Source organism: Klebsiella sp. 7-CIP_Kleb., assembly GCF_050378655.1.
Classification (GTDB): domain Bacteria; phylum Pseudomonadota; class Gammaproteobacteria; order Enterobacterales; family Enterobacteriaceae; genus Klebsiella; species Klebsiella quasipneumoniae.
In genome coordinates this window covers 61,389-83,913 of sequence record NZ_JBNRLJ010000006.1, presented here as the reverse complement: position 1 = coordinate 83,913, position 22,525 = coordinate 61,389, and the positions used below count along the sequence as shown (strand labels likewise).

Annotated in this window: 13 protein-coding genes; 11 read left to right on the top strand and 2 right to left on the bottom strand. The window is 58.9% G+C overall.

Going from position 1 to position 22,525, the window contains the following annotated elements:
• Positions 1 to 52 precede the first annotated feature (52 nt).
• From asd to glgP, 6 genes are all read left to right on the top strand, one after another.
• The gene (gene asd, locus ACQUTI_RS19365; protein WP_049093784.1) at positions 53 to 1,159 is read left to right on the top strand and encodes an aspartate-semialdehyde dehydrogenase; all 1,107 of its coding nucleotides are present in this window, start codon (positions 53 to 55) and stop codon (positions 1,157 to 1,159) included.
• Positions 1,160 to 1,396: 237 nt separating this feature from the next.
• Positions 1,397 to 3,583: a 1,4-alpha-glucan branching enzyme gene (glgB, locus tag ACQUTI_RS19360; RefSeq protein WP_004202131.1), complete on the top strand. Its 2,187-nt coding sequence runs from the start codon at positions 1,397 to 1,399 to the stop codon at positions 3,581 to 3,583.
• A complete protein-coding gene (gene glgX, locus ACQUTI_RS19355; RefSeq protein ID WP_004202132.1) occupies positions 3,580 to 5,556 on the top strand; it encodes a glycogen debranching protein GlgX in 1,977 nt (658 codons plus the stop codon). The genes glgB and glgX overlap by 4 nt, the downstream gene beginning before the upstream one ends.
• Before the next feature lie 79 nt (positions 5,557 to 5,635).
• Positions 5,636 to 6,931, top strand: coding sequence for a glucose-1-phosphate adenylyltransferase (gene glgC / locus ACQUTI_RS19350; RefSeq protein WP_002920566.1), 1,296 nt, complete (start codon positions 5,636 to 5,638; stop codon positions 6,929 to 6,931).
• A complete protein-coding gene (glgA, locus tag ACQUTI_RS19345; RefSeq protein ID WP_004202133.1) occupies positions 6,931 to 8,364 on the top strand; it encodes a glycogen synthase GlgA in 1,434 nt (477 codons plus the stop codon). Before glgC ends, glgA begins: the two co-directional genes overlap by 1 nt.
• A 17-nt stretch (positions 8,365 to 8,381) precedes the next feature.
• Entirely contained in the window at positions 8,382 to 10,829 is a 2,448-nt protein-coding gene (glgP, locus tag ACQUTI_RS19340; protein ID WP_004202135.1) for a glycogen phosphorylase, read from the top strand.
• Between the two features lie 89 nt (positions 10,830 to 10,918).
• Here the strand turns inward: glgP and glpD are convergent, their stop codons facing one another.
• On the bottom strand, positions 10,919 to 12,427 hold the full coding sequence (gene glpD, locus ACQUTI_RS19335; RefSeq protein ID WP_004202136.1) for a glycerol-3-phosphate dehydrogenase: 1,509 nt from the start codon (positions 12,425 to 12,427) through the stop codon (positions 10,919 to 10,921).
• Positions 12,428 to 12,631: 204 nt separating this feature from the next.
• On the opposite strand from glpD, the gene glpE reads away from it, so the two are divergent.
• The 3 genes from glpE to ACQUTI_RS19320 are packed head-to-tail and all read left to right on the top strand — an operon-like array spanning position 12,632 to position 14,650.
• Positions 12,632 to 12,961 carry a thiosulfate sulfurtransferase GlpE gene (gene glpE / locus ACQUTI_RS19330; RefSeq protein WP_004202138.1) on the top strand — a complete coding sequence of 110 codons (330 nt, stop codon included), beginning with the start codon at positions 12,632 to 12,634 and terminating at the stop codon, positions 12,959 to 12,961.
• Positions 12,962 to 13,011: 50 nt separating this feature from the next.
• Positions 13,012 to 13,842: a rhomboid family intramembrane serine protease GlpG gene (gene glpG / locus ACQUTI_RS19325; protein ID WP_004151408.1), complete on the top strand. Its 831-nt coding sequence runs from the start codon at positions 13,012 to 13,014 to the stop codon at positions 13,840 to 13,842.
• Between the two features lie 49 nt (positions 13,843 to 13,891).
• Positions 13,892 to 14,650, top strand: coding sequence for a DeoR/GlpR family transcriptional regulator (locus tag ACQUTI_RS19320; RefSeq protein WP_002920548.1), 759 nt, complete (start codon positions 13,892 to 13,894; stop codon positions 14,648 to 14,650).
• Positions 14,651 to 14,665: 15 nt separating this feature from the next.
• Here the strand turns inward: ACQUTI_RS19320 and malT are convergent, their stop codons facing one another.
• Positions 14,666 to 17,371 (bottom strand): HTH-type transcriptional regulator MalT, encoded by a 2,706-nt coding sequence (gene malT, locus ACQUTI_RS19315; RefSeq protein WP_004202139.1) that lies wholly within the window; start codon positions 17,369 to 17,371, stop codon positions 14,666 to 14,668.
• Between the two features lie 624 nt (positions 17,372 to 17,995).
• On the opposite strand from malT, the gene malP reads away from it, so the two are divergent.
• Both malP and malQ read left to right on the top strand, forming a co-directional pair.
• Positions 17,996 to 20,386 carry a maltodextrin phosphorylase gene (gene malP / locus ACQUTI_RS19310; protein ID WP_114508488.1) on the top strand — a complete coding sequence of 797 codons (2,391 nt, stop codon included), beginning with the start codon at positions 17,996 to 17,998 and terminating at the stop codon, positions 20,384 to 20,386.
• 10 nt (positions 20,387 to 20,396) lie between these two features.
• The gene (gene malQ, locus ACQUTI_RS19305) at positions 20,397 to 22,490 is read left to right on the top strand and encodes a 4-alpha-glucanotransferase (protein WP_122542158.1); all 2,094 of its coding nucleotides are present in this window, start codon (positions 20,397 to 20,399) and stop codon (positions 22,488 to 22,490) included.
• Positions 22,491 to 22,525: the final 35 nt, after the last annotated feature.

Genomic DNA, 22,525 nt, shown 5'->3' with positions numbered 1-22,525 from the left:
CCAGTTGGAAACTGGTCAGGCACAAACAGCACACACCTCGCAGGAATACGTTATGAAAAATGTTGGTTTTATCGGCTGGCGCGGAATGGTCGGCTCTGTTCTCATGCAACGCATGGTTGAAGAGCGCGATTTCGACGCCATTCGCCCGGTGTTCTTCTCTACCTCCCAGCTGGGACAGCCAGCGCCGTCATTCGGCGGTAGCACCGGTGGCACGCTTCAGGATGCGTTCGATCTGGACGCGCTGAAGGCACTGGACATTATTGTCACGTGCCAGGGCGGCGATTACACCAACGAGATTTACCCGAAGCTGCGCGAAAGCGGCTGGCAGGGTTACTGGATTGACGCGGCCTCTTCGCTGCGCATGAAGGACGATGCGATCATTATCCTCGACCCGGTTAACCAGGACGTGATCACCGCCGGCCTGAACAACGGCGTAAAAACCTTTGTCGGCGGCAACTGTACCGTCAGCCTGATGCTGATGTCCCTCGGCGGCCTGTTTGCCCAGGATCTGGTGGAGTGGGTCAGCGTGGCGACATACCAGGCGGCTTCCGGCGGCGGCGCGCGTCATATGCGCGAACTGCTGAGCCAGATGGGCCAGCTGCACAACCACGTCGCGACAGAGCTGGCGGACCCGGCTTCCGCCATTCTGGATATCGAGCGCAAAGTGACGTCGCTGACCCGCAGCGGCGAGCTGCCGGTGGATAACTTCGGCGTTCCGCTGGCGGGCAGCCTGATCCCGTGGATCGACAAACAACTGGATAACGGCCAGAGCCGCGAAGAGTGGAAAGGCCAGGCGGAGACCAACAAGATCCTCGCCACCTCGTCCGTTATCCCTGTAGACGGCCTGTGCGTCCGCGTTGGCGCGCTGCGCTGCCACAGCCAGGCGTTCACCATCAAGCTGAAAAAAGATGTCTCTATCCCGACCGTTGAGGAGCTACTGGCCGCGCACAACCCGTGGGCCAAAGTGGTACCGAACGATCGCGACATTACCATGCGCGAGCTGACCCCAGCCGCGGTGACTGGCACCCTGACCACCCCGGTCGGACGCCTGCGTAAACTGAATATGGGACCGGAATACCTGTCGGCCTTTACCGTTGGCGACCAGCTGCTGTGGGGCGCCGCCGAGCCGCTGCGCCGGATGCTTCGCCAGCTGGCGTAAGCGCAGGATGAACAGAAAGGGGGTCTTCGAGCCCCCTTTTTTTTTGCGTAATACAAGGAGTAAACGCGGATGTTAGATTTTTCCCCACGGAGGTAACTCAGCCTTGGCTATGCTTTAAGTAAGGAATTCCTTACCTGAAGGTGGGACGGAGCAGAAGGATGCAAAAAGCGCTGCGCCGTTCAGGTCAAAAAAGTCGCCAGTTACAGGAATGAGCGACACTTACAACAGGATGAAAGCATGTCTAATCATATCGATAGAGACGTGATTAATGCGCTAATCGCCGGTCATTTCGCGGACCCTTTTTCCGTGCTCGGCATGCACCGTACCGACGCCGGGCTGGAAGTGCGCGCATTATTACCCGATGCCACCGATGTGTGGGTTATTGAACCAAAAACCGGACGTAAAGTCGGCAAGCTCGAATGCCTCGACTCGCGTGGTTTTTTCAGCGGCGTTCTGCCGCGGCGTAAAAACGCCTTTCGCTATCAGCTGGCCGTCACCTGGCACGGACAGCAGAATCTGATTGATGACCCTTATCGCTTTGGTCCGCTGCTGCAGGATCTTGACGTCTGGCTGCTGTCGGAAGGGACCCACCTGCGCCCTTACGAAACGCTGGGCGCGCATGCCGCCACCATGGACGGCGTTACCGGCACCCGTTTCTCGGTGTGGGCGCCGAACGCCCGCCGTGTCTCGGTGGTGGGGCAGTTTAACTACTGGGACGGCCGACGCCACCCGATGCGATTCCGCAAAGAGTCCGGGATCTGGGAGCTGTTCGTTCCCGGCGCGCACAATGGCCAGCTGTATAAATTCGAACTGATTGACGCCCACGGCCACCTGCGGGTCAAAGCCGATCCTTATGCCTTTGAGTCGCAAATGCGTCCGGAAAGCGCCTCGCTTATCTGCGACCTGCCGCCCAAAGTGGAACAGCCGGCGGACCGCAGAGCGGCGAACCAGTTTGATGCCCCGATCTCTATCTATGAAGTGCATCTCGGCTCCTGGCGCCGCCATACCGACAATAATTTCTGGCTGAGCTACCGCGAGCTGGCCGACCAGCTGGTCCCCTACGCGAAATGGATGGGCTTCACCCATCTCGAGCTGCTGCCGGTTAACGAACACCCGTTCGACGGCAGCTGGGGCTATCAACCTACCGGCCTCTATGCACCGACCCGCCGTTTCGGCACTCGTGACGATTTCCGTTACTTTATCAACGCCGCGCACGCCGCCGGGCTGAACGTCATTCTTGACTGGGTGCCCGGCCACTTTCCGGCGGATGATTTTGCCCTTGCCTCGTTTGACGGCACTTCGCTGTATGAGCACAGCGATCCGCGCGAGGGATATCACCAGGACTGGAATACCCTGATCTACAACTACGGACGTCGGGAAGTCAGCAACTACCTGGTGGGTAACGCGCTGTACTGGATCGAACGCTTCGGCATCGATGCGCTGCGCGTCGACGCGGTGGCCTCGATGATCTATCGCGACTACAGCCGCAAGGCGGGGGAGTGGATCCCTAACGAATACGGCGGCCGGGAAAATCTGGAAGCCATTGAGTTTCTGCGCAACACCAACCGCATCCTTGGCGAACAGACGCCGGGCGCGGTCACCATGGCGGAAGAGTCCACCGATTTCGCCGGGGTAACCCGTCCGCCAGCCGGCGGCGGCCTCGGTTTCTGGTTCAAATGGAACCTCGGCTGGATGCATGACACCCTGGATTACATGAAGCTCGATCCGGTGCATCGCCGCTACCATCACGACAAAATGACCTTCGGCATGCTCTACAACTACACCGAGAACTTTGTGCTGCCGCTCTCCCACGATGAAGTGGTGCACGGCAAAAAATCGATTCTCGACCGCATGCCGGGGGACGCCTGGCAGAAGTTCGCTAACCTGCGCGCCTACTACGGCTGGCTGTTCGCCTTCCCGGGGAAAAAGCTGCTGTTTATGGGCAATGAGTTTGCTCAGGGCCGCGAGTGGAACCATGACACTAGCCTCGACTGGCACTTGCTGGAGGGCGGTGACAACTGGCACCACGGCGTCCAGCGGCTGGTGCGCGACCTGAACCATACCTATCGCCACCATAAGGCGCTGCACGAGCTGGATTTCGACCCGTACGGCTTCGAATGGCTGGTGGTCGACGACCATGAGCGCTCGGTGTTTGTCTTTGTGCGCCGCGACCGGGCTGGGAACGAGATTATCGTCGCCAGCAACTTCACGCCGGTACCGCGCCACGACTACCGCTTCGGCATCAACCAGCCGGGCCGCTGGCGCGAGGCGTTGAATACCGACTCAATGCACTATCACGGCAGCAACCAGGGCAACGGCGGCGTGGTGGAAAGCGATGCTATCCCCAGCCACGGTCGCGAACATTCGCTGTCCCTGACCCTGCCGCCGCTGGCGACGATCTGGCTGGTCCGGGAGGCGCAATGACCACCCTCGCGGCAGGCAAACCTGCGCCGTTGGGCGCCAGCTATGACGGCAAAGGGGTGAACTTCGCCCTCTTCTCCGCCCACGCTGAGCGGGTGGAGCTGTGCGTGTTCGACGAGCAGGGCAACGAGCAACGCTTCGATCTCCCGGCGCGCAGCGGCGACATCTGGCACGGCTGGCTGGCTGCCGTCGGGCCGGGCCTGCGCTACGGCTACCGGGTGCATGGTCCCTGGGATCCGGCGCAGGGACACCGCTTTAACCCGGCCAAGCTGCTGCTCGATCCCTGCGCGCACCGGGTGGAAGGCGAGCTGCCGGACGACGAACGCCTGCACGGCGGAATGTGGCAGCCGGATCATCGCGACAGCGCCGCGATAGCGCCAAAATCGCAGGTCGTGGATCTGCATTACGACTGGCTGGGCGATCAACCGCCGCGTACCCCGTGGGGGGAAACGGTGATTTATGAGGCGCACGTGAAAGGGCTCACCCTGCTTAATCCGCAGCTGCCGGAAGCTATTCGCGGAACTTATAAGGCGCTGGGCCACCCGGTAATGATCGCTTACTTCAAATCGCTGGGCATTAGCGCCCTTGAGCTGTTGCCGGTGGCGCAGTTCGCCAGCGAGCCGCGACTGCAGCGGATGGGGTTGAGCAACTACTGGGGCTACAACCCACTGGCATGGTTCGCGCTGGATCCGCGCTATGCCAGCGACCCGACGCGCGCCCTGGATGAGTTTCGCGATGCGGTTAAGGCGCTGCACGCCGCCGGTATCGAAGTGATTCTGGATATCGTGCTCAACCATAGCGCGGAAATCGATCTTGAAGGTCCCACCGTCTCCCTGCGCGGAATCGACAACCGTAGCTATTATTGGGTAAGGGAAGATGGCGATTATCACAACTGGACCGGGTGCGGGAATACGCTCAATCTCAGCCACCCGGGGGTAGTGGAACTGGCGCGCCAGTGTTTGCGCTTCTGGGTGGATGAGTGCCATGTCGACGGTTTTCGCTTCGATCTCGCCTCAGTGATGGGGCGGACACCGGAATTCCGCCAGGATGCGCCACTGTTCGAGGCTATCCGCCACGACAGCGTGCTGTCGCAGGTGAAACTGATCGCCGAACCCTGGGATATCGGCCCGGGGGGCTACCAGGTGGGCAATTTTCCCCCGCTGTTCGCCGAGTGGAACGACCATTTTCGCGATAGCGCCCGCCGCTTCTGGCTGCAGCAAAACGTCTCCCTGGGGGATTTCGCGCAACGCTTCGCGGCCTCCAGCGATCTCTTTGCCCGTGATGGCAAGCCGCCATCGGCGACGGTCAACCTGGTGACGGCTCACGATGGCTTCACGCTGCGCGACTGCGTTTGTTTCAATCAGAAACACAATGAGGCAAACGGGGAGGAGAATCGCGATGGGACTAACAATAACTACAGCAACAATCATGGTATAGAAGGATTAGAAGCTAATTTTGCGGTGATTGAACGGCGACGCGCCAGCGTGCATGCGCTGCTGACGACGCTGCTGCTGGCTCAGGGGACGCCGATGCTGCTGGCGGGCGATGAGCAAGGCCACAGCCAGCACGGCAACAATAATGCTTACTGCCAGGACAATGCCCTGACGTGGCTGGACTGGCGCCAGGCGAACCCGGGATTAACCGCCTTTACCGCGGCGCTGATCCACCTGCGCCGGCGCATTCCGGCGCTCACCCGCAACCGCTGGTGGCAGGAGGGGGATGGCAGCGTCCGTTGGCTTAATCGCAATGCCCAGCCGCTGACTGCCGGGGAGTGGCAGCAGGGGGCAGCGTGTATGCAAATCCAGTTGTCGGATCGCTGGCTGCTCACGCTGAACGCCACCGCAGAGGTGGTCGATATGGTTTTACCCGAGGGGGAATGGCGCGCCGTTCCTCCATTCGCCGGAGAGGATAATCCGGTCATCATGGCTGTCTGGCATGGGCCCGCGCACGGAGTGTGCGTATTTCAAAGGTCGTAAGCCCTGAAGCTTCCGGTAAACCCGTGGCGGCGGCGCGGCGGGATGAGCAGGAAAGCGGGGGTGTAAAAAGGAGTTAATCATGGTTAGGCTTGAAAAAAACGATCCGCTGATGCTGGCGCGTCAATTACCCATCAAATCCGTGGCGTTGATCCTCGCGGGCGGCCGTGGCACCCGGCTTAAGGATCTCACCATTAAGCGTGCGAAACCTGCCGTTCACTTCGGCGGCAAGTTCCGTATTATCGATTTCGCATTATCTAACTGCATTAACTCAGGGATCCGCCGCATCGGCGTTATTACCCAGTATCAGTCGCATACGCTGGTGCAGCACATCCAGCGCGGCTGGTCTTTCTTCAGCGAAGAGATGAACGAGTTTGTCGATCTGCTGCCGGCTCAACAGCGCGTACACGGCGAAAACTGGTATCGCGGCACGGCGGACGCGGTGACGCAGAACCTGGATATCATCAGCCGCTACAAGGCCGAGTACGTGGTGATCCTCGCGGGCGACCATATTTATAAGCAAGACTACTCGCGCATGCTGATCGACCATGTCGAAAAAGGGGCGCGTTGCACCGTGGCCTGCATGCCGGTGCCCATTGAAGAGGCATCCGCCTTCGGCGTCATGGCGGTCGACGAAAACGAAAAGATCATTGAGTTTGTCGAGAAACCCGCCAACCCGCCGGCGATGCCGACCGACCCGACCAAATCGCTGGCCAGCATGGGCATTTATGTCTTTGACGCCGCCTATCTTTATGAGCTGCTGGAAGAAGACGATCGCAACGAGAACTCCAGCCATGATTTCGGCAAAGACATCATTCCGAAGATCACTGAAGCTGGCATGGCTTATGCACATCCTTTCCCGCTCTCCTGCGTGCAGTCCGACCCGAACGCCGAGCCGTACTGGCGCGACGTGGGGACGCTGGAAGCCTACTGGAAGGCCAACCTCGATCTGGCGTCAGTCACGCCGGAGCTGGATATGTACGACCAGAACTGGCCGATCCGTACCCATATGGAATCGCTGCCGCCGGCGAAGTTCGTGCAGGACCGCTCCGGTAGCCACGGCATGACCCTGAACTCGCTGGTTTCCGGGGGGTGCATTATCTCCGGGTCGGTGGTGGTGCAGTCGGTGCTGTTCCCGCGCGTGCGGGTGAACTCATTCTGTAACATTGATTCGGCAGTCTTGTTGCCAGATGTCTGGGTGGGGCGCTCATGCCGCCTGCGTCGCTGCGTGATTGACCGCGCCTGCGTCATCCCGGAAGGTATGGTGATTGGTGAGAACGCGGAAGAGGATGCACGCCGCTTCTATCGCTCAGAGGAAGGTATCGTGCTGGTGACCCGCGACATGCTGCGGAAATTGGGGCACAAACAGGAGCGCTAATGCAGGTCTTACATGTATGTTCTGAGATGTTCCCGCTGTTAAAGACGGGCGGTCTGGCGGACGTCATCGGCGCGCTGCCGGCGGCGCAAATCGCGGAGGGTATCGATACGCGCGTGCTGTTGCCGGCGTTTCCTGATATCCGCCGCGGCGTGGTGGATGCCCAGGTGGTGACCCGCCGGGATACGTTCGCCGGGCGGATCACGCTGCTGTACGGCCACTTTAACGGCGTGGGGATCTATCTGATAGACGCCCCGCATCTCTATGACCGGCCGGGGAGCCCTTACCACGATACCAACCAGCACGCTTATACCGACAACGTTCTGCGCTTTGCGCTGCTTGGCTGGGTGGGAAGCGAAATGGCCAGCGGACTGGATCCATTCTGGCGTCCGGATGTGGTCCATGCCCACGACTGGCACGCCGGCCTGACGCCGGCCTACCTGGCGGCGCGCGGCCGCCCGGCTAAATCGGTCTTTACCGTGCATAACCTGGCGTACCAGGGGATGTTTTACTCCTGGCATATGAATGATATCGAACTGCCGTGGTCGTTTTACAACATGCATGGCCTCGAGTTTAACGGCCAGATCTCGTTTCTGAAGGCCGGTCTTTACTACGCCGATCATATTACGGCGGTGAGCCCGACCTACGCGCGCGAGATCACCGAGCCGCAGTACGCCTACGGCATGGAGGGGCTGCTGCGTCAGCGCCATCATGAAGGACGGCTGTCGGGAATTCTCAACGGCGTTGACGACGGTATCTGGAGCCCGCAAAACGACCTCCTGCTGCCGATGCGCTACGATCGCGACACGCTGGAGGAGAAGGCGGAGAACAAGCGTCAGCTGCAGATCGCCATGGGCCTGAAGGTCGATGATAAAGCGCCGCTGTTTGCTGTCGTCAGCCGTCTCACCAGCCAGAAAGGGCTGGATCTGGTGCTCGAAGCGCTGCCGGGCCTGCTTGAGCAGGGCGGCCAGCTGGCGCTGCTGGGCGCTGGCGATCCGGTGCTGCAGGAAGGGTTCCTCGCCGCCGCCGCCGAACATCCAGGCAAAGTGGGCGTGCAGATTGGCTACCATGAGGCCTTCTCCCACCGCATTATGGGGGGCGCCGACGTCATTCTGGTCCCGAGCCGCTTTGAACCCTGCGGCCTGACCCAGCTGTACGGTCTGAAGTACGGTACGCTGCCGCTGGTGCGCCGCACCGGCGGTCTGGCGGACACGGTCTCAGACAGTTCGCTGGAGAACCTTGCCGATGGTCTGGCGACAGGTTTTGTCTTTGAGGACAGCAATGCGCTGTCATTGCTGCGCGCTATTCGTCGCGCCTTTGTCCTCTGGTCGCGCCCGTCGCTCTGGCGCTATGTGCAGCGTCAGGCGATGAATATGGATTTTAGCTGGCAGGTTGCCGCGAACTCCTATCGCGAACTTTATCAACGCTTGATGTAACCACTGGAGTCATTGTTATGAATGTACCCTTTAGCTATGCATCACCGACGCTGAGCGTTGAGGCGTTAAAGCATTCTATTGCCTATAAGCTGATGTTTATCATCGGCAAAGATCCGGCCATCGCCAACAAGCATGAATGGCTTAACGCCACGCTGTTTGCCGTTCGCGATCGCATGGTGGAGCGCTGGTTGCGCTCCAACCGCGCGCAGCTCTCGCAGGAAGTGCGCCAGGTATACTATCTGTCGATGGAGTTCCTGATCGGCCGTACCCTCTCGAATGCCCTGCTGTCGCTCGGCATCTATGACGATGTGAGCAGCGCGCTGGCGGAGATGGGGCTCGATCTCGAAGAGCTGATCGATGAAGAGAACGACCCCGGGCTTGGCAACGGCGGTCTGGGCCGCCTGGCGGCCTGCTTCCTTGACTCCCTGGCGGCGCTAGGCCTGCCGGGACGCGGCTATGGGATCCGCTACGACTACGGGATGTTTAAACAGAATATCGTCGATGGCCGGCAAAAAGAGTCCCCTGACTATTGGCTGGAGTACGGTAACCCGTGGGAGTTTGAGCGCCACAATACCCGCTATAAAGTGCGCTTCGGCGGCCGCATTCAGCAGGAGGGGAAGAAAACCCGTTGGATTGAGACGGAAGAGATCATCGCCGAAGCCTACGACCAGATTATCCCCGGCTTTGACACTGACGCCACCAACACGCTGCGTCTGTGGAGCGCACAGGCCAGTAGCGAAATAAACCTCGGTAAGTTCAACCAGGGTGACTATTTCGCCGCGGTAGAGGATAAGAACCACTCCGAAAACGTCTCCCGCGTGCTCTATCCGGACGACTCAACCTACTCCGGCCGCGAGCTGCGCCTGCGCCAGGAGTATTTCCTCGTCTCGGCCACGGTGCAGGATATCCTGAGCCGCCATTACATGTTGCATAAGACCTATGACAACCTGGCGGACAAGATTGCCATTCATCTGAATGATACCCACCCGGTGCTATCGATACCGGAGCTGATGCGCCTGCTTATCGATGAGCATAAATTCAGCTGGGACGAGGCGTTCGAGGTGACCTGCCAGGTCTTCTCCTATACTAACCATACCCTGATGAGCGAAGCGCTCGAGACCTGGCCGGTGGATATGCTGGGTAAAATTCTCCCGCGCCATCTGCAGATTATCTTTGAGATTAACGACTACTTTCTCAAGACTCTGCAGGAGCAGTATCCCAACGATACCGCGCTGCTCAGCCGTACCTCGATCATTGACGAGTCCAACGGCCGTCGCGTGCGGATGGCCTGGCTGGCGGTGGTGGTCAGCCACAAAGTCAACGGGGTGTCGGAGCTCCATTCCCGGTTGATGGTGGAGTCGCTGTTTGCCGAATTCGCTAAAATTTTCCCGATGCGCTTTACCAACGTGACCAACGGCGTCACGCCGCGCCGCTGGCTGGCGCTGGCCAACCCGCCGCTGTCGAAAGTGCTGGATGAGCATATCGGCCGCACCTGGCGGACCGATCTGAGCCAGCTTGACGAGCTGAAGCAGCATATCGACTATCCGACGGTCAACCAGGCGGTGCGTCAGGCTAAACTGGAAAACAAACAGCGGCTGGCCAGCTATATTGCGCAGCAGCTCAATGTGGTGGTGAATCCGAAGGCGCTGTTTGATGTGCAGATCAAACGCATTCACGAGTACAAACGCCAGCTGATGAATGTGCTGCACGTTATTACCCGCTATAACCGGATCAAAGCCGATCCGCAGGCCGAGTGGGTGCCGCGGGTGAATATTTTCGCCGGTAAGGCGGCTTCAGCCTACTACATGGCCAAGCATATTATTCACCTGATCAACGATGTGGCAGCGGTGATCAATAACGATCCGCAGATTGGCGACAAGCTGAAGGTGGTCTTTATCCCCAACTACAGCGTCAGCCTGGCGCAGCTGATCATTCCGGCAGCAGACCTGTCGGAACAGATCTCCCTCGCAGGCACGGAAGCTTCCGGCACCAGTAATATGAAGTTTGCCCTTAACGGCGCGCTGACTATCGGCACCCTCGACGGGGCGAACGTGGAGATGCAGGAGCACGTGGGCGAAGAGAATATCTTTATCTTCGGTAACACCGCGGAAGAGGTGGAGGAGCTGCGTCGCAGCGGCTATAAACCGCGCGAATACTACGAGCAGGATGAAGAGCTTCACCAGGCGCTGACGCAGATCGGTACCGGCGTTTTCAGCCCGTCGGAACCGGGGCGCTACCGCGACCTGCTGGATTCGCTGATTAACTTTGGCGACCACTACCAGGTGCTGGCGGACTATCGCAGCTATGTGGACTGCCAGGATCGCGTCGACGAGCTGTATCAACATCCGGAAGAGTGGGCCTATAAGGCGATGCTGAATATTGCCAACATGGGCTACTTCTCTTCCGACCGGACGATCCAGGAGTACGCGAAATATATCTGGCATATCGACCCGGTAAGGCTGTAAGCCAGTCAACGCAACACATCGGGGCCATTTGGCCCCGTTGTTTCATTATTGCGGTTGAACCTGGCCTCAGGCGTTTCCGCCGGGCAGCGTTACGACGCTAACGACAGCTCAGACTTTCCCGCATGCTGCGCCAGCCATTCGCTGATGCGCGCCTGCTGCTCGCCATTCAGCCACATGCCCTGTTTGGTACGGCGCCAGATGGCGTCATCCAGGCTGCGCACCCATTCATGCTCAACCAGATACTTCAGCTCGGCTTCATAAAACTCATGGCCAAAATCTTCTCCCAGATCGCTCAGGGCGCTGGCTTCCTTCAGGATCCACTCGCTGTTGCTCCCGTAGGTGCGGGCATAATGGCGGGCCAGTGATTCGCTGATGAACGGGAAGCGACGGCGCAGTTTTGCCGCGTAGTCGTCGCGGTCGCCGCCGATATCGCCGCCGGGGAGCACCGCGGTTTTGGTCCATGCCGGGCCGATCCCTTTGTAATACGGGGTCAGTTTTTCCAGCGCGTGCTCGGCCAGTTTGCGATAGGTGGTCAGCTTCCCGCCGAAGACGGAGAGCAGCGGCGCCTGGCCGTTCTCATCGTGAATATCCAGCGTGTAGTCGCGGGTGATCGCCTGCGGCGAATCCGACTCGTCGTCGCACAGCGGACGGACGCCGGAGTAGGTCCAGACGATATCGTCCCGGCTGAGGGTCTTTTTAAAGTGCGCGTTATAGACGTTCAGCAGGTAGTTAATCTCTTTATCATCAATGGCCACCGCTTTCGGATCGCCCTTATACTCGACGTCCGTCGTGCCGATGATGGAGAACTCATCCATCCACGGGATAACAAACACAATACGTTTATCTTCGTTTTGCAGAATGTAGGCCTGCTTCTGGGTATGTACCCGCGGCACCACGATGTGGCTGCCCTTAATCAGGCGGATACCGTAAGGCGAGCGCAGATGCATCCCTTCGTCGAAGAACTGTTTGACCCATGGACCGGTGGCATTAACCAGACCGCGCGCCTTCCAGGTAAACTTCTCGCCGCTATCAATATCTTCCGCTTCCACCACCCACAGGCCATTCTCTCGTTTTGCCGAGATGGCGCGAGTGCGGGTGCGTACTTCGCCGCCTTTGCGGACGACCATCTGCGCGTTGGCCAGCACCAGGCGGGCATCGTCGACCCAGCAGTCGGAATATTCGAAACCGCGCACAATTTCCGGCTTAAGTACCGACTCTGCGCCAAAACGCAAGCCGGTGGATCCCGGCAGGCTGGTGCGTTTGCCCAGATGATCGTACATAAATAAGCCGATACGGATCATCCATGCCGGACGCAGATGCGGGCGATGCGGGAGACGAAAGCGCATCGGGAAGGCGATATGCGGGGCCATTTTTAACAGCACTTCGCGTTCGGCCAGCGCTTCGCTGACCAGGCGGAACTCATAGTGTTCGAGGTAGCGTAGCCCGCCGTGGATCAGTTTGGAACTGGCGCTGGAGGTGGCGCAGGCGAGATCGCGCGCTTCCAGCATCAGTACGGATAAACCACGCCCGGCGGCATCTGCCGCGATACCGGCACCGTTGATGCCTCCGCCTATCACAATCAGATCTTTGGTTTCCACGTTCTTACCCTCTCACACTTTCGTTTAAGCTCACAAATGCTCGATATCGCTCACTATAGCAAACAAACGCGCTTTTGGTAACATCAAAAAAACATTTTGGAGTGATGGGTGTAACATATTGGCGTTTCTTTACCGCCTGACGGTACACTACAGGGTAAAATTGGGCCGGCCATCGCCCGTCATGACGAGAAAGAGAAGAGAACCATGGAACAGTTTGAATGTATCAACGTTGAAGAAGCGCACCAGAAACTGCATCAGCAGACGGCGGTTTTGGTCGATATCCGCGATCCGCAAAGCTATGCGATGGGCCATACGCCGGGCGCGTTTCATCTGACCAACGATACGCTGGGCGCGTTTATGCGTGACCACGACTTTGACACGGCGGTGATGGTGATGTGCTATCACGGCAACAGCAGCAAGGGCGCCGCGCAGTATCTGCTGCAGCAGGGGTTTGATAAGGTCTACAGCGTTGACGGCGGGTTCGACGCCTGGCATCGCCATTTCCCGGCGGAAGTGGCGCACGGGACGTTTTAACGACTGGCAGGTATACTATCTCCCTTTGTGTGGAATAAGCGATTCGCTGCATGTTAATGATTACCTCTTTTGCCAACCCGCGCGTGGCCCAGGCGTTTGTCGATTATATGGCGACGCAGGGGATTATCCTGACTATCCAGCAGCACACCCAGAGCGATGTCTGGCTGGCTGATGAGAGCCAGGCCGGGCGCGTCAGGGCTGAGCTGGCGCGTTTTCTCGAAAACCCGGCGGACCCGCGCTATCTGGCGGCGAGCTGGCAGTCCGGACAGACCAATAGCGGGTTGCGCTATCAGCGCTTTCCTTTCTTTGCCACGCTGCGGCATAACGCCGGCCCGTTCACCTGGGCGATTCTGCTAATCTGCATCGCGGTGTTCATCCTGCAAAATCTGCTGGGCGATCAGCCGGTGATGATTTGGCTGGCCTGGCCCTACGATCCTTCGCTGCAGTTCGAAGCCTGGCGCTATTTCAGCCATGCTTTCATGCATTTCTCGCTGATGCATATTCTCTTCAACCTGCTATGGTGGTGGTATCTCGGCGGCGCGGTGGAAAAGCGCATCGGCAGCGGCAAGCTGGTGGTGATCACCGTCATCAGCGCCCTACTGAGCGGCTTTGTGCAGCACCAGTTTAGCGGCCCGTGGTTTGGCGGCCTGTCGGGCGTGGTCTACGCGCTGATGGGCTATGTCTGGCTGCGGGGCGAGCGCGATCCGCAGAGCGGTATTTATCTGCAGCGCGGGTTAATACTCTTCTCTTTAGTGTGGTTAATTGCTGGCTGGTTTGATGTTTTCGGCATGGCGATCGCCAACGGCGCGCACGTGGCTGGTCTGGCGACCGGTCTGGCGATGGCGTTTGTCGATACCTTGCATGGGCGAAAACGCGCATAAAGACTTACCGACAGGGGTCGGGTAGGCGACATTTTTCCAGGGATATTTCATGAAACAAACACAACGTCATGACGCCATTATCGAGCTGGTAAAAAAACAGGGTTACGTCAGCACGGAAGAGCTGGTTGAGCAGTTTGCGGTCAGCCCGCAGACCATCCGCCGCGACCTGAACGATTTAGCCGAACAGAAAATGATCCTCCGCCACCACGGCGGCGCGGCGCTGCCCTCCAGCTCGGTGAACACCTCCTGGCACGATCGCAAAGCGACCCAGACGGCGGAGAAAGAGCGTATCGCCCGGCGGGTGGCCAGCGAGATCCCGGACGGGGCGACGCTGTTTATCGATATCGGCACCACGCCGGAAGCGGTGGCGCACGCCCTGCTCGATCACAACGATCTGCGGATTGTGACCAATAACCTTAACGTCGCCAACACGCTGATGGTGAAAGAGGACTTCCGCATTATTCTTGCCGGCGGCGAACTGCGCAGCCGCGACGGCGGGATCATCGGAGAAGCTACCCTCGATTTTATCTCGCAGTTCCGTCTCGACTTCGGCATTCTCGGCATCAGCGGCGTCGACAGCGATGGCTCGCTGCTGGAGTTTGATTATCATGAAGTGCGCACCAAGCGCGCGATCATTGAGAATTCACGCCACGTGATGCTGGTGGTGGACCATACTAAGTTTGGCCGTAACGCGATGGTCAACATGGGAAGCATCAGCATGGTCGATGCGGTCTATACCGACGTGCTGCCCCCGGCGGGCGTGCTGAAGGTCATTACCGATAACAACCTCCAGCTCGAGCTGTGCTAAACGGCAACGGCGTCGTCAGACGCCGTATCCCATCATCTTAAGCAACTGCTGGGCATGCTGCACCGCGTCCTGACGGTGGGCGACGCCCAGTTTCTGATACAGATTGCGAATGTGGGTCTTGATGGTGGTGGCCGCCACGTCAAGCTCGCCGGCAATCTGCTCGTTGCTGTAGCCGGAATAGATTAAGCCAAGCACCTGCCATTCGCGCTGGGTCAGCGGGCTGGTGCGGATAAGCTCCGGCACCTCCGGGTGATTCAGCAGCCGCTCGACGAACCCTTCGTCAAAGTGGGCGAATTTGTGGCGATGATGTTGGTTAATGTCGCGCAGAATACGCTGGGCGCGGTGTTGCTCCAGCTCCGGCAGGGTGTTCAGCTGGATCAGCTGGCGCAGCTGCTGGGCCATCGCCTCGCCCTCAATCACAAAGTGGTTGATAAAGCCGGTGCGGTTGGCGAGCGTCAGGGCTTCCAGCAGGGCTTTCTGCGCTTCGCTCTTGCGTCCTGCCTGCCAGTACAGCTGGTTGAGCAGCAGCAGGTTGCGGTTGAGATCGCTCATCAAACGCAGCGAACGCGCATTTTCGTTCAGCTCTTCCAGCACCATTTCCGCGGGTTCGAAATCGCCCAGCAGGATCTGCGCGCGGGCAATATTGCGCCATTGGCTCTGCAGGAAGTGGTTATTGGCGAATTCCGGCTTCGGCGTCTGGCGCAGCCAGTTGGCCGCCGCGGTTTTATCGCCGGTCATCTGCCAGTAGATCACCCGCACCTTGTCGGCGTTGGAGACCCAGTCGCTGTGATAGTGACCATTACCGAGCAGGTTCTCCAGTCGGTTCAGGTGGCTGCGGGCATTATCCAGATCGCCGCGCGCCAGCGAGCATTGCACCATGAGCGCCAGGCACTGTAGCTGCTGCTGTGGTTGATAAGTTGAGAGGACCTCCATCCCCTGACGGGCGCAGGCTTCAGCTTCGTCGAGGCGCGCCCATGCCCACAGCAGCTGAGAGCGGATGCGCAACAGGAACTCATGCATCGGCAGCTGCTCAAGATGCTGTTCGCGTACCAGCTGGAAGGCTTTCTCCTGGCTCTCCCAGGCGGCCTGCAGGAAGCCCTGGGCGAACAGAATTTCGCTTTGCTGAATGATGCTCCACAGGGCGTAATGCCACACGTCGTGACGGCGGGCCATCTGTTCGGTCTGCTGCATCACGGCGAGAGATTTGGTCAGTTTACCCTTACAGTGGAGGACTTCGCCATGTACCGAGGTGGCGACGATGCGGCTGTAATAGTTGGCCAGCGGCAGCTCTTCCAGGGCCACCATCGACAGACGTTCCGCCTCGTCCTGGTCGCCGTCGTTAATCGCCACCTGCGCGCGCAGGGCGTTGAAATCGCCATGCATCGCGGTATCCATTTCGACGCTCATCTCCTGCTCGGCGCGCGCCAGCAGGGTGTTGACTTCGCTGTAGCGATGCTGGCTCTGCATCAGCCAGGCCTGCAGCAGGATCAGGCGCGGATTTTCCAGCAGATTTGACCAGGGCAGCGCCGACAGCGACTGCTCCAGCAGGCCCAGTTCGCTATGGTTAAACATGCCCCAGGCGTGATTGAGCAAGATATCGCGCAGCATTTTGGCATCGCCGGCCGCCAGCGCATGGTGGATAGCCTCGCTGGGGAAGCCTTGCGCCATCCAGCTTTCCGCCGCGGCGCGGTGGATCTCCGGCAGTTCAACCGCCAGCTCCCACTGACAGCGCTGGCGCAGGAAACTGCCAAACAGCGGGTGATAGCGGAACCATTCGCCGGAATCATCCATCCGCTGCAGGAACAGCCCCTGACGTTCGATCTCCTCCAGCTGCATCTGGCCATTCTCTTCGCCGGTGACGCGAACGATTAACGCGTCGTTCATTGAGCGCAGCAGCGAACTCTTCAGCAAAAAGTTGCGCGTGCGGGCGTCGACGTTATCCAGCACTTCATCCACCAGATAATCCGACAGATGGCTGGCGTTAATCCCGGCGAGTCGGCGGGCGGAGTGTTGGGCGGAGGAGTTATTCTGGCGGGCGGAGAGGGCGATGAGCTGCAGCGCGGTGGCCCACCCGGCGACGTCGTCGCACAGCCGGCTGCTGTCGTCGGCTTCGATAGGCGACGTCAGACGGCAGTCGAAAAATTGTTTCGCTTCCTGGTGGGTAAAGGCCAGCTGCTGGCTGCCAATCTCCAGCAGCTGATCGCGGACGCGCAGGTTGGCAATCCCCAGCTGCGGCAGGTTCCGCGACAGGACCACGAGGGTCATATTCTCCGGCTGATGGCGGAGGAAAAAGCGCATCGCGTCATGGATCACCGGATTATTGATCAGATGGTAATCATCAATGACGAGGTACAGCGGGCGCTGCCAGTCGGCGAGTTCAATAAACAGCTGTGCAAAAAGAGAGGAGAGGCTGGCGTACTGGCGCTTTTGCACCATCGCTTCACTGGCCGCGCAGTGGTTGCCGGTGGCCTGCTGGATCGCCGCGATCAGATAACTGGCAAAACGCTCCTGCTGGTTGTCGCCTTCGTCCAGCGAAAACCACCCAAGATCGTTTTTACCTGCGGCCCACTGAGAAATGAGCGTTGTTTTACCGTACCCGGCAGGACTGGTGATCAGCACGAGACGATAATTGTTCGCGCCGGAAAGTTTCGCCAGTAAACGCTCACGAACCACGGTGTGTTCAAGGCGGACCGGACGACTTAATTTGGACGGAATCAACATAGTTCTACATTTCGCTGTGCAAGAGAGAGGTTGCGATTTTTTTTGCGCTTCGTAATTAATATCTAATAAGGTCGGTGATTATGAAATTTATTGCAAGTTATGTCCGAAGTTTATGCTCTTGAATTTGCTCTATGTCACAAATTTCGACATTGGTTGCGAATGGGGAAAAATCGCAGGCAGGACTCGTCGTCAGCGGTTTTTAGCCGGTGGTGAGCGGAGCGGGGAGAGATTAATTTTATGTCTGAAGTAGTTGTTTGTTTTTATTAAATTATTGTCAGTGATTTCTTAGAAGTAATCTTTTTTGCGGGTTAATGTGATGAAATGTGCTTATTTTCCCGGAGGTCTCTATTTATTTTTTTAATAACCCTGCGAAGGGCGGGAAAATTTTTGCCGCGTATTGGCCTGTAACAAATTTTTGGTCGGCTGAAATGGCATCTCGACTGTCATACTGCGGTGATTTTTACAGCATATTTTGGCCTTCTCACCCACACTATAGTGGTCAGGATCACACTTTTCGCTCATCCCCGGCACTCCTCCCTGTCTAATCCCCGTCGGGATGAGGACGATGAATCGGGAGGTCGGCACACTAGCGCCATCGTTTTAGTAAAGGACCCGGATCTCATTATGTCACAGACTTCATTTAACAAAGCTCAGTTTCAGGCTGCACTGACGCGTCAGTGGCAGCGTTTTGGTTTACAGTCCGCTTCCGAGATGACGCAGCGTCAATGGTGGCGCGCCGTCAGCGGAGCGCTGGCGGAACTTCTGTCGGCGCAGCCGGTGGCAAAACCAGCGCAAGGACAGCGTCACGTTAACTACATCTCGATGGAGTTTCTGATTGGCCGCCTGACCGGCAACAACCTGCTCAACCTGGGCTGGTACGAGGGCGTGAGCGACGCGCTGAAAGGCTATGACGTCAACCTCACCGATCTGCTGGAAGAAGAGACCGACCCGGCGCTGGGTAACGGCGGCCTGGGCCGTCTGGCAGCCTGCTTCCTCGACTCCATGGCGACCGTGGGGCAGTCGGCGACCGGTTACGGCCTCAATTACCAGTATGGTCTGTTCCGCCAGTCCTTTGACGACGGCCAGCAGAAGGAAGCTCCGGACGACTGGGGCCGCAGCAGCTACCCGTGGTTCCGCCATAACGACGCGCTGGATGTCCAGGTCGGTATCGGCGGCAAAGTCAGTAAAAACGGCGAGTGGCAGCCGGCGTTCGTCATTACCGGCGAAGCCTGGGACCTGCCGGTGCTAGGCTATCGCAACAACGTCGCCCAGCCGCTGCGTCTGTGGCAGGCCAAACATGCTCATCCGTTTAACCTGACCAAATTCAACGACGGCGATTTCCTGCGCGCCGAGCAGCAGGGCATCGACGCGGAAAAACTGACCAAGGTGCTGTACCCGAACGACAACCATCAGGCCGGTAAAAAACTGCGCCTGATGCAGCAGTACTTCCAGTGCGCTTGCTCAGTGGCCGATATCCTGCGTCGTCATCATCTGGCAGGCCGCAAGCTGGCCGAGCTGGCGGATTACGAAGTGATCCAGCTGAACGATACGCACCCGACCATCGCCATCCCGGAGCTGCTGCGCGTGCTGATCGACGAGCACCAGCTGAGCTGGGATGACGCCTGGGCGATCACCAGTAAAACCTTTGCTTACACCAACCATACCCTGATGCCGGAAGCGCTGGAGTGCTGGGATGAGAAGCTGGTGAAAGCGCTGCTGCCGCGCCATATGCAGATCATTAAAGAGATTAACGACCGCTTTAAACTGCTGGTGGACAAAACCTGGCCGGGCGATAAGCAGGTCTGGGCGAAACTGGCGGTGGTGCATAACAAGCAGGTGCGGATGGCCAATATGTGCGTGGTGGGCGGTTTTGCCGTCAACGGCGTAGCGGCGCTGCACTCGGACCTGGTGGTGAAAGATCTGTTCCCGGAATATAACCAGCTGTGGCCGAACAAATTCCATAACGTGACCAACGGCATCACGCCGCGCCGCTGGATCAAGCAGTGCAACCCGGCGCTGGCCACGCTGCTGGATGAGACGCTGAAAAAAGAGTGGGCCAATGACCTTGACCAGCTGATCAATCTGGAAAAATACGCTGACGATGCGGCATTCCGTCAGACCTATCGCGATATTAAGCAGGCCAACAAAGTTCATCTGGCCGAGTTTGTGAAGCAGCGTACCGGGATTGAGATCAACCCGCAGGCGATTTTCGACATTCAGATCAAACGTCTGCACGAGTACAAGCGTCAGCACCTCAACCTGCTGCATATCCTTGCGCTGTACAAAGAGATCCGCGAAAACCCGCAGGCCGATCGCGTACCGCGCGTCTTCCTGTTCGGCGCGAAAGCGGCGCCGGGCTACTATCTGGCGAAGAACATTATTTTCGCCATCAACAAGGTAGCGGAAGCGATCAACAACGACCCGAAAGTCGGCGATAAGCTGAAAGTGGTCTTCCTGCCGGACTACTGTGTTTCGGCTGCGGAAAAACTGATCCCGGCGGCAGATATCTCCGAGCAGATCTCCACCGCGGGCAAAGAAGCCTCTGGCACCGGCAACATGAAACTGGCGCTGAATGGCGCGCTGACCGTCGGGACGCTGGATGGCGCCAACGTGGAAATCGCCGAGCAGGTCGGTGAAGAGAACATCTTTATCTTCGGCCACACGGTAGAAGAAGTGAAAGCCCTGAAAGCGAAAGGCTACGATCCGCTGAAATGGCGTAAAAAAGACAAACTGCTTGATGCGGTGCTTAAGGAGCTGGAGAACGGCACCTATAGCAACGGCGACAAGCATGCCTTCGACCAGATGCTGCACAGCCTGCAGCAGGGCGGCGACCCGTATCTGGTGTTGGCCGATTTCGAAGCCTACGTGGCGGCGCAAAAACGGGTAGATGAGCTGTATCGCGACCAGGAGGCCTGGACCCGCGCGACAATTCTCAACACCGCGCGCTGCGGCATGTTCAGCTCCGACCGCTCGATCCGCGATTATCAGCAACGTATCTGGCAGGCGAAACGCTAAAGGAAGGCCTATGGAGAGTAAACGCCTCGATAATGCCGCGCTGGCGGCGGGCATCAGCCCCAGCTATATCAACGCGCACGGCAAGCCGCAGTCTATCGCGGCTGTCACCAAACAGCGTCTACTGGATGCGATGCATCGCTCAACCGCCGCCACGAAAGTGGCGGTTTACCCGCTGCCGAACGTGAAGATCTTCACCCACGGCAAAAAAATGTCGCTGCCGGTGGCAGGACGCGGTGAGTATCAGTGGATCCTGACCACTGAGGACGGTAAGCAGTATCAGGGTAAAACCCGCGGCGGCGAGACGCTGCCGCTGCCGGCCAAACTGCCGGAGGGGTATCACTCCCTGACGCTCACCCAGGAGGGGGAGCGCTGGCACTGCCGGACCATCGTCGCCCCGGCCCGCTGCTATGAGCCGCAGCCGCTGAAAGAGGGGAAAAAGCTGTGGGGCACCTGCGTGCAGCTGTATACCCTGCGTTCGGAGAAAAACTGGGGGATCGGCGATTTTGGCGATCTGCGCGCCATGCTGCCGGAAATCGCCCGCCGCGGCGGGTCGTTTATTGGTCTCAACCCGATCCATGCCCTCTATCCGGCGAACCCGGAGAGCGCCAGCCCCTATAGCCCGTCTTCACGTCGCTGGCTGAACGTTATCTACATCGACGTCAATGCGGTTGAAGATTTCCAGCGTAGCGAAGAGGCGCAGGCGTGGTGGCAGTCCGCAGCGACGCAGCAGGCCTTGCAGGCGGCGCGGCAAACGGATGATGTGGACTATACCGCGGTCACCACGCTGAAAATGACCGCGCTGCGTATGGCGTGGAAACGATTCTCTCGTCGTGAAGATGAGCAGATGACGGCGTTCCGCGAGTTTGTTCTGCGTGAAGGGGAAAGCCTTTACTGGCAGGCCGCTTTCGATGCGCTGCACGCCTGGCAGGTTCAACAGGACCCGCTGCGTTGGGGCTGGCCGGCCTGGCCGAAGGCCTTTCAGGATATCGACAGCCCGGAGGTGAAAGCCTTCTGCGTCGAGCATGAGGACGACGTCAGTTTCTATCTCTGGCTGCAGTGGCTGGCCTGGAGCCAGTTTGCCGCCTGCTGGGAAACCAGCCAGCGCGATGGGATGCCGATCGGCCTCTACCGCGATCTGGCGGTGGGCGTCGCCGAAGGCGGCTCGGAGACCTGGTGCGACCGTGAGCTGTACTGCCTGAAAGCGTCCGTGGGCGCGCCGCCGGATATTCTGGGTCCGCTGGGCCAGAACTGGGGCCTGCCGCCGATGGATCCGCATATCATTGCCGCCCGCGCCTATGAGCCGTTTATCGACCTGCTGCGCGCTAATATGCAGAACTGCGGCGCGTTGCGCATCGATCACGTGATGTCTGTGCTGCGTCTGTGGTGGATCCCGTATGGTGAAAGCGCCGACCATGGCGCTTACGTTCAGTATCCGGTCGACGATCTGCTGTCGCTGCTGGCGCTGGAAAGCCAGCGTCATCGCTGCATGGTGATCGGCGAAGACCTGGGCACGGTACCGGTGGAGATCGTCAGCAAGTTACGCAACAGCGGCGTCTATTCTTATAAGGTGCTCTATTTTGAGAGTGATGCAGAGAAAACGTTCCGCGCGCCGGCGCTGTACCCGGAGCAATCAATGGCTGTGGCGACGACGCACGACCTGCCCACTCTCCGCGGCTACTGGGAAAGCGGCGATCTGACGTTAGGTAAAGCGCTGGGCCTCTATCCTGATGAGGTGGTGCTGCGCGGACTGTACCAGGACCGCGAGCTGGCGAAACAAGGGCTGCTGGACGCGCTGCATAAGTACGGCTGTCTGCCCAAGCGCGCCGGCCATAAGGCCTCGCTGATGAGCATGACGGGGATCCTCAACCGGGGGATGCAGCGTTATATTGCCGACAGCAACAGCGCCCTGCTGGGCCTGCAGCCGGAAGACTGGCTGGAGATGGCGACGCCGGTTAACATTCCGGGCACCAGCACCGAGTACCCGAACTGGCGCCGGAAGCTGTCCGTCACCCTGGAGCAGATGTTTGCCGATGAACGGGTCAATAAGCTGATTAAGGATCTGGATAAACGGCGCAAGGCGGCGAGCAAGAAAGCCGCCTCCTGATAACTTCCTGCCGCGCGCTCCTCTGCGCGGCGAAG

Excerpts from the sequence above, each read along its gene's own strand:
- asd (WP_049093784.1), top strand. The coding sequence starts at position 53 with ATGAAAAATGTTGGTTTTATCGGCTGGCGCGGAATGGTCGGCTCTGTT.
- glgB (WP_004202131.1), top strand. The coding sequence starts at position 1,397 with ATGTCTAATCATATCGATAGAGACGTGATTAATGCGCTAATCGCCGGT.
- glgX (WP_004202132.1), top strand. The coding sequence starts at position 3,580 with ATGACCACCCTCGCGGCAGGCAAACCTGCGCCGTTGGGCGCCAGCTAT.
- glgC (WP_002920566.1), top strand. The coding sequence starts at position 5,636 with ATGGTTAGGCTTGAAAAAAACGATCCGCTGATGCTGGCGCGTCAATTA.
- glgA (WP_004202133.1), top strand. The coding sequence starts at position 6,931 with ATGCAGGTCTTACATGTATGTTCTGAGATGTTCCCGCTGTTAAAGACG.
- glgP (WP_004202135.1), top strand. The coding sequence starts at position 8,382 with ATGAATGTACCCTTTAGCTATGCATCACCGACGCTGAGCGTTGAGGCG.
- glpE (WP_004202138.1), top strand. The coding sequence starts at position 12,632 with ATGGAACAGTTTGAATGTATCAACGTTGAAGAAGCGCACCAGAAACTG.
- glpG (WP_004151408.1), top strand. The coding sequence starts at position 13,012 with ATGTTAATGATTACCTCTTTTGCCAACCCGCGCGTGGCCCAGGCGTTT.
- ACQUTI_RS19320 (WP_002920548.1), top strand. The coding sequence starts at position 13,892 with ATGAAACAAACACAACGTCATGACGCCATTATCGAGCTGGTAAAAAAA.
- malT (WP_004202139.1), bottom strand. The coding sequence starts at position 17,371 with ATGTTGATTCCGTCCAAATTAAGTCGTCCGGTCCGCCTTGAACACACC.
- malP (WP_114508488.1), top strand. The coding sequence starts at position 17,996 with ATGTCACAGACTTCATTTAACAAAGCTCAGTTTCAGGCTGCACTGACG.
- malQ (WP_122542158.1), top strand. The coding sequence starts at position 20,397 with ATGGAGAGTAAACGCCTCGATAATGCCGCGCTGGCGGCGGGCATCAGC.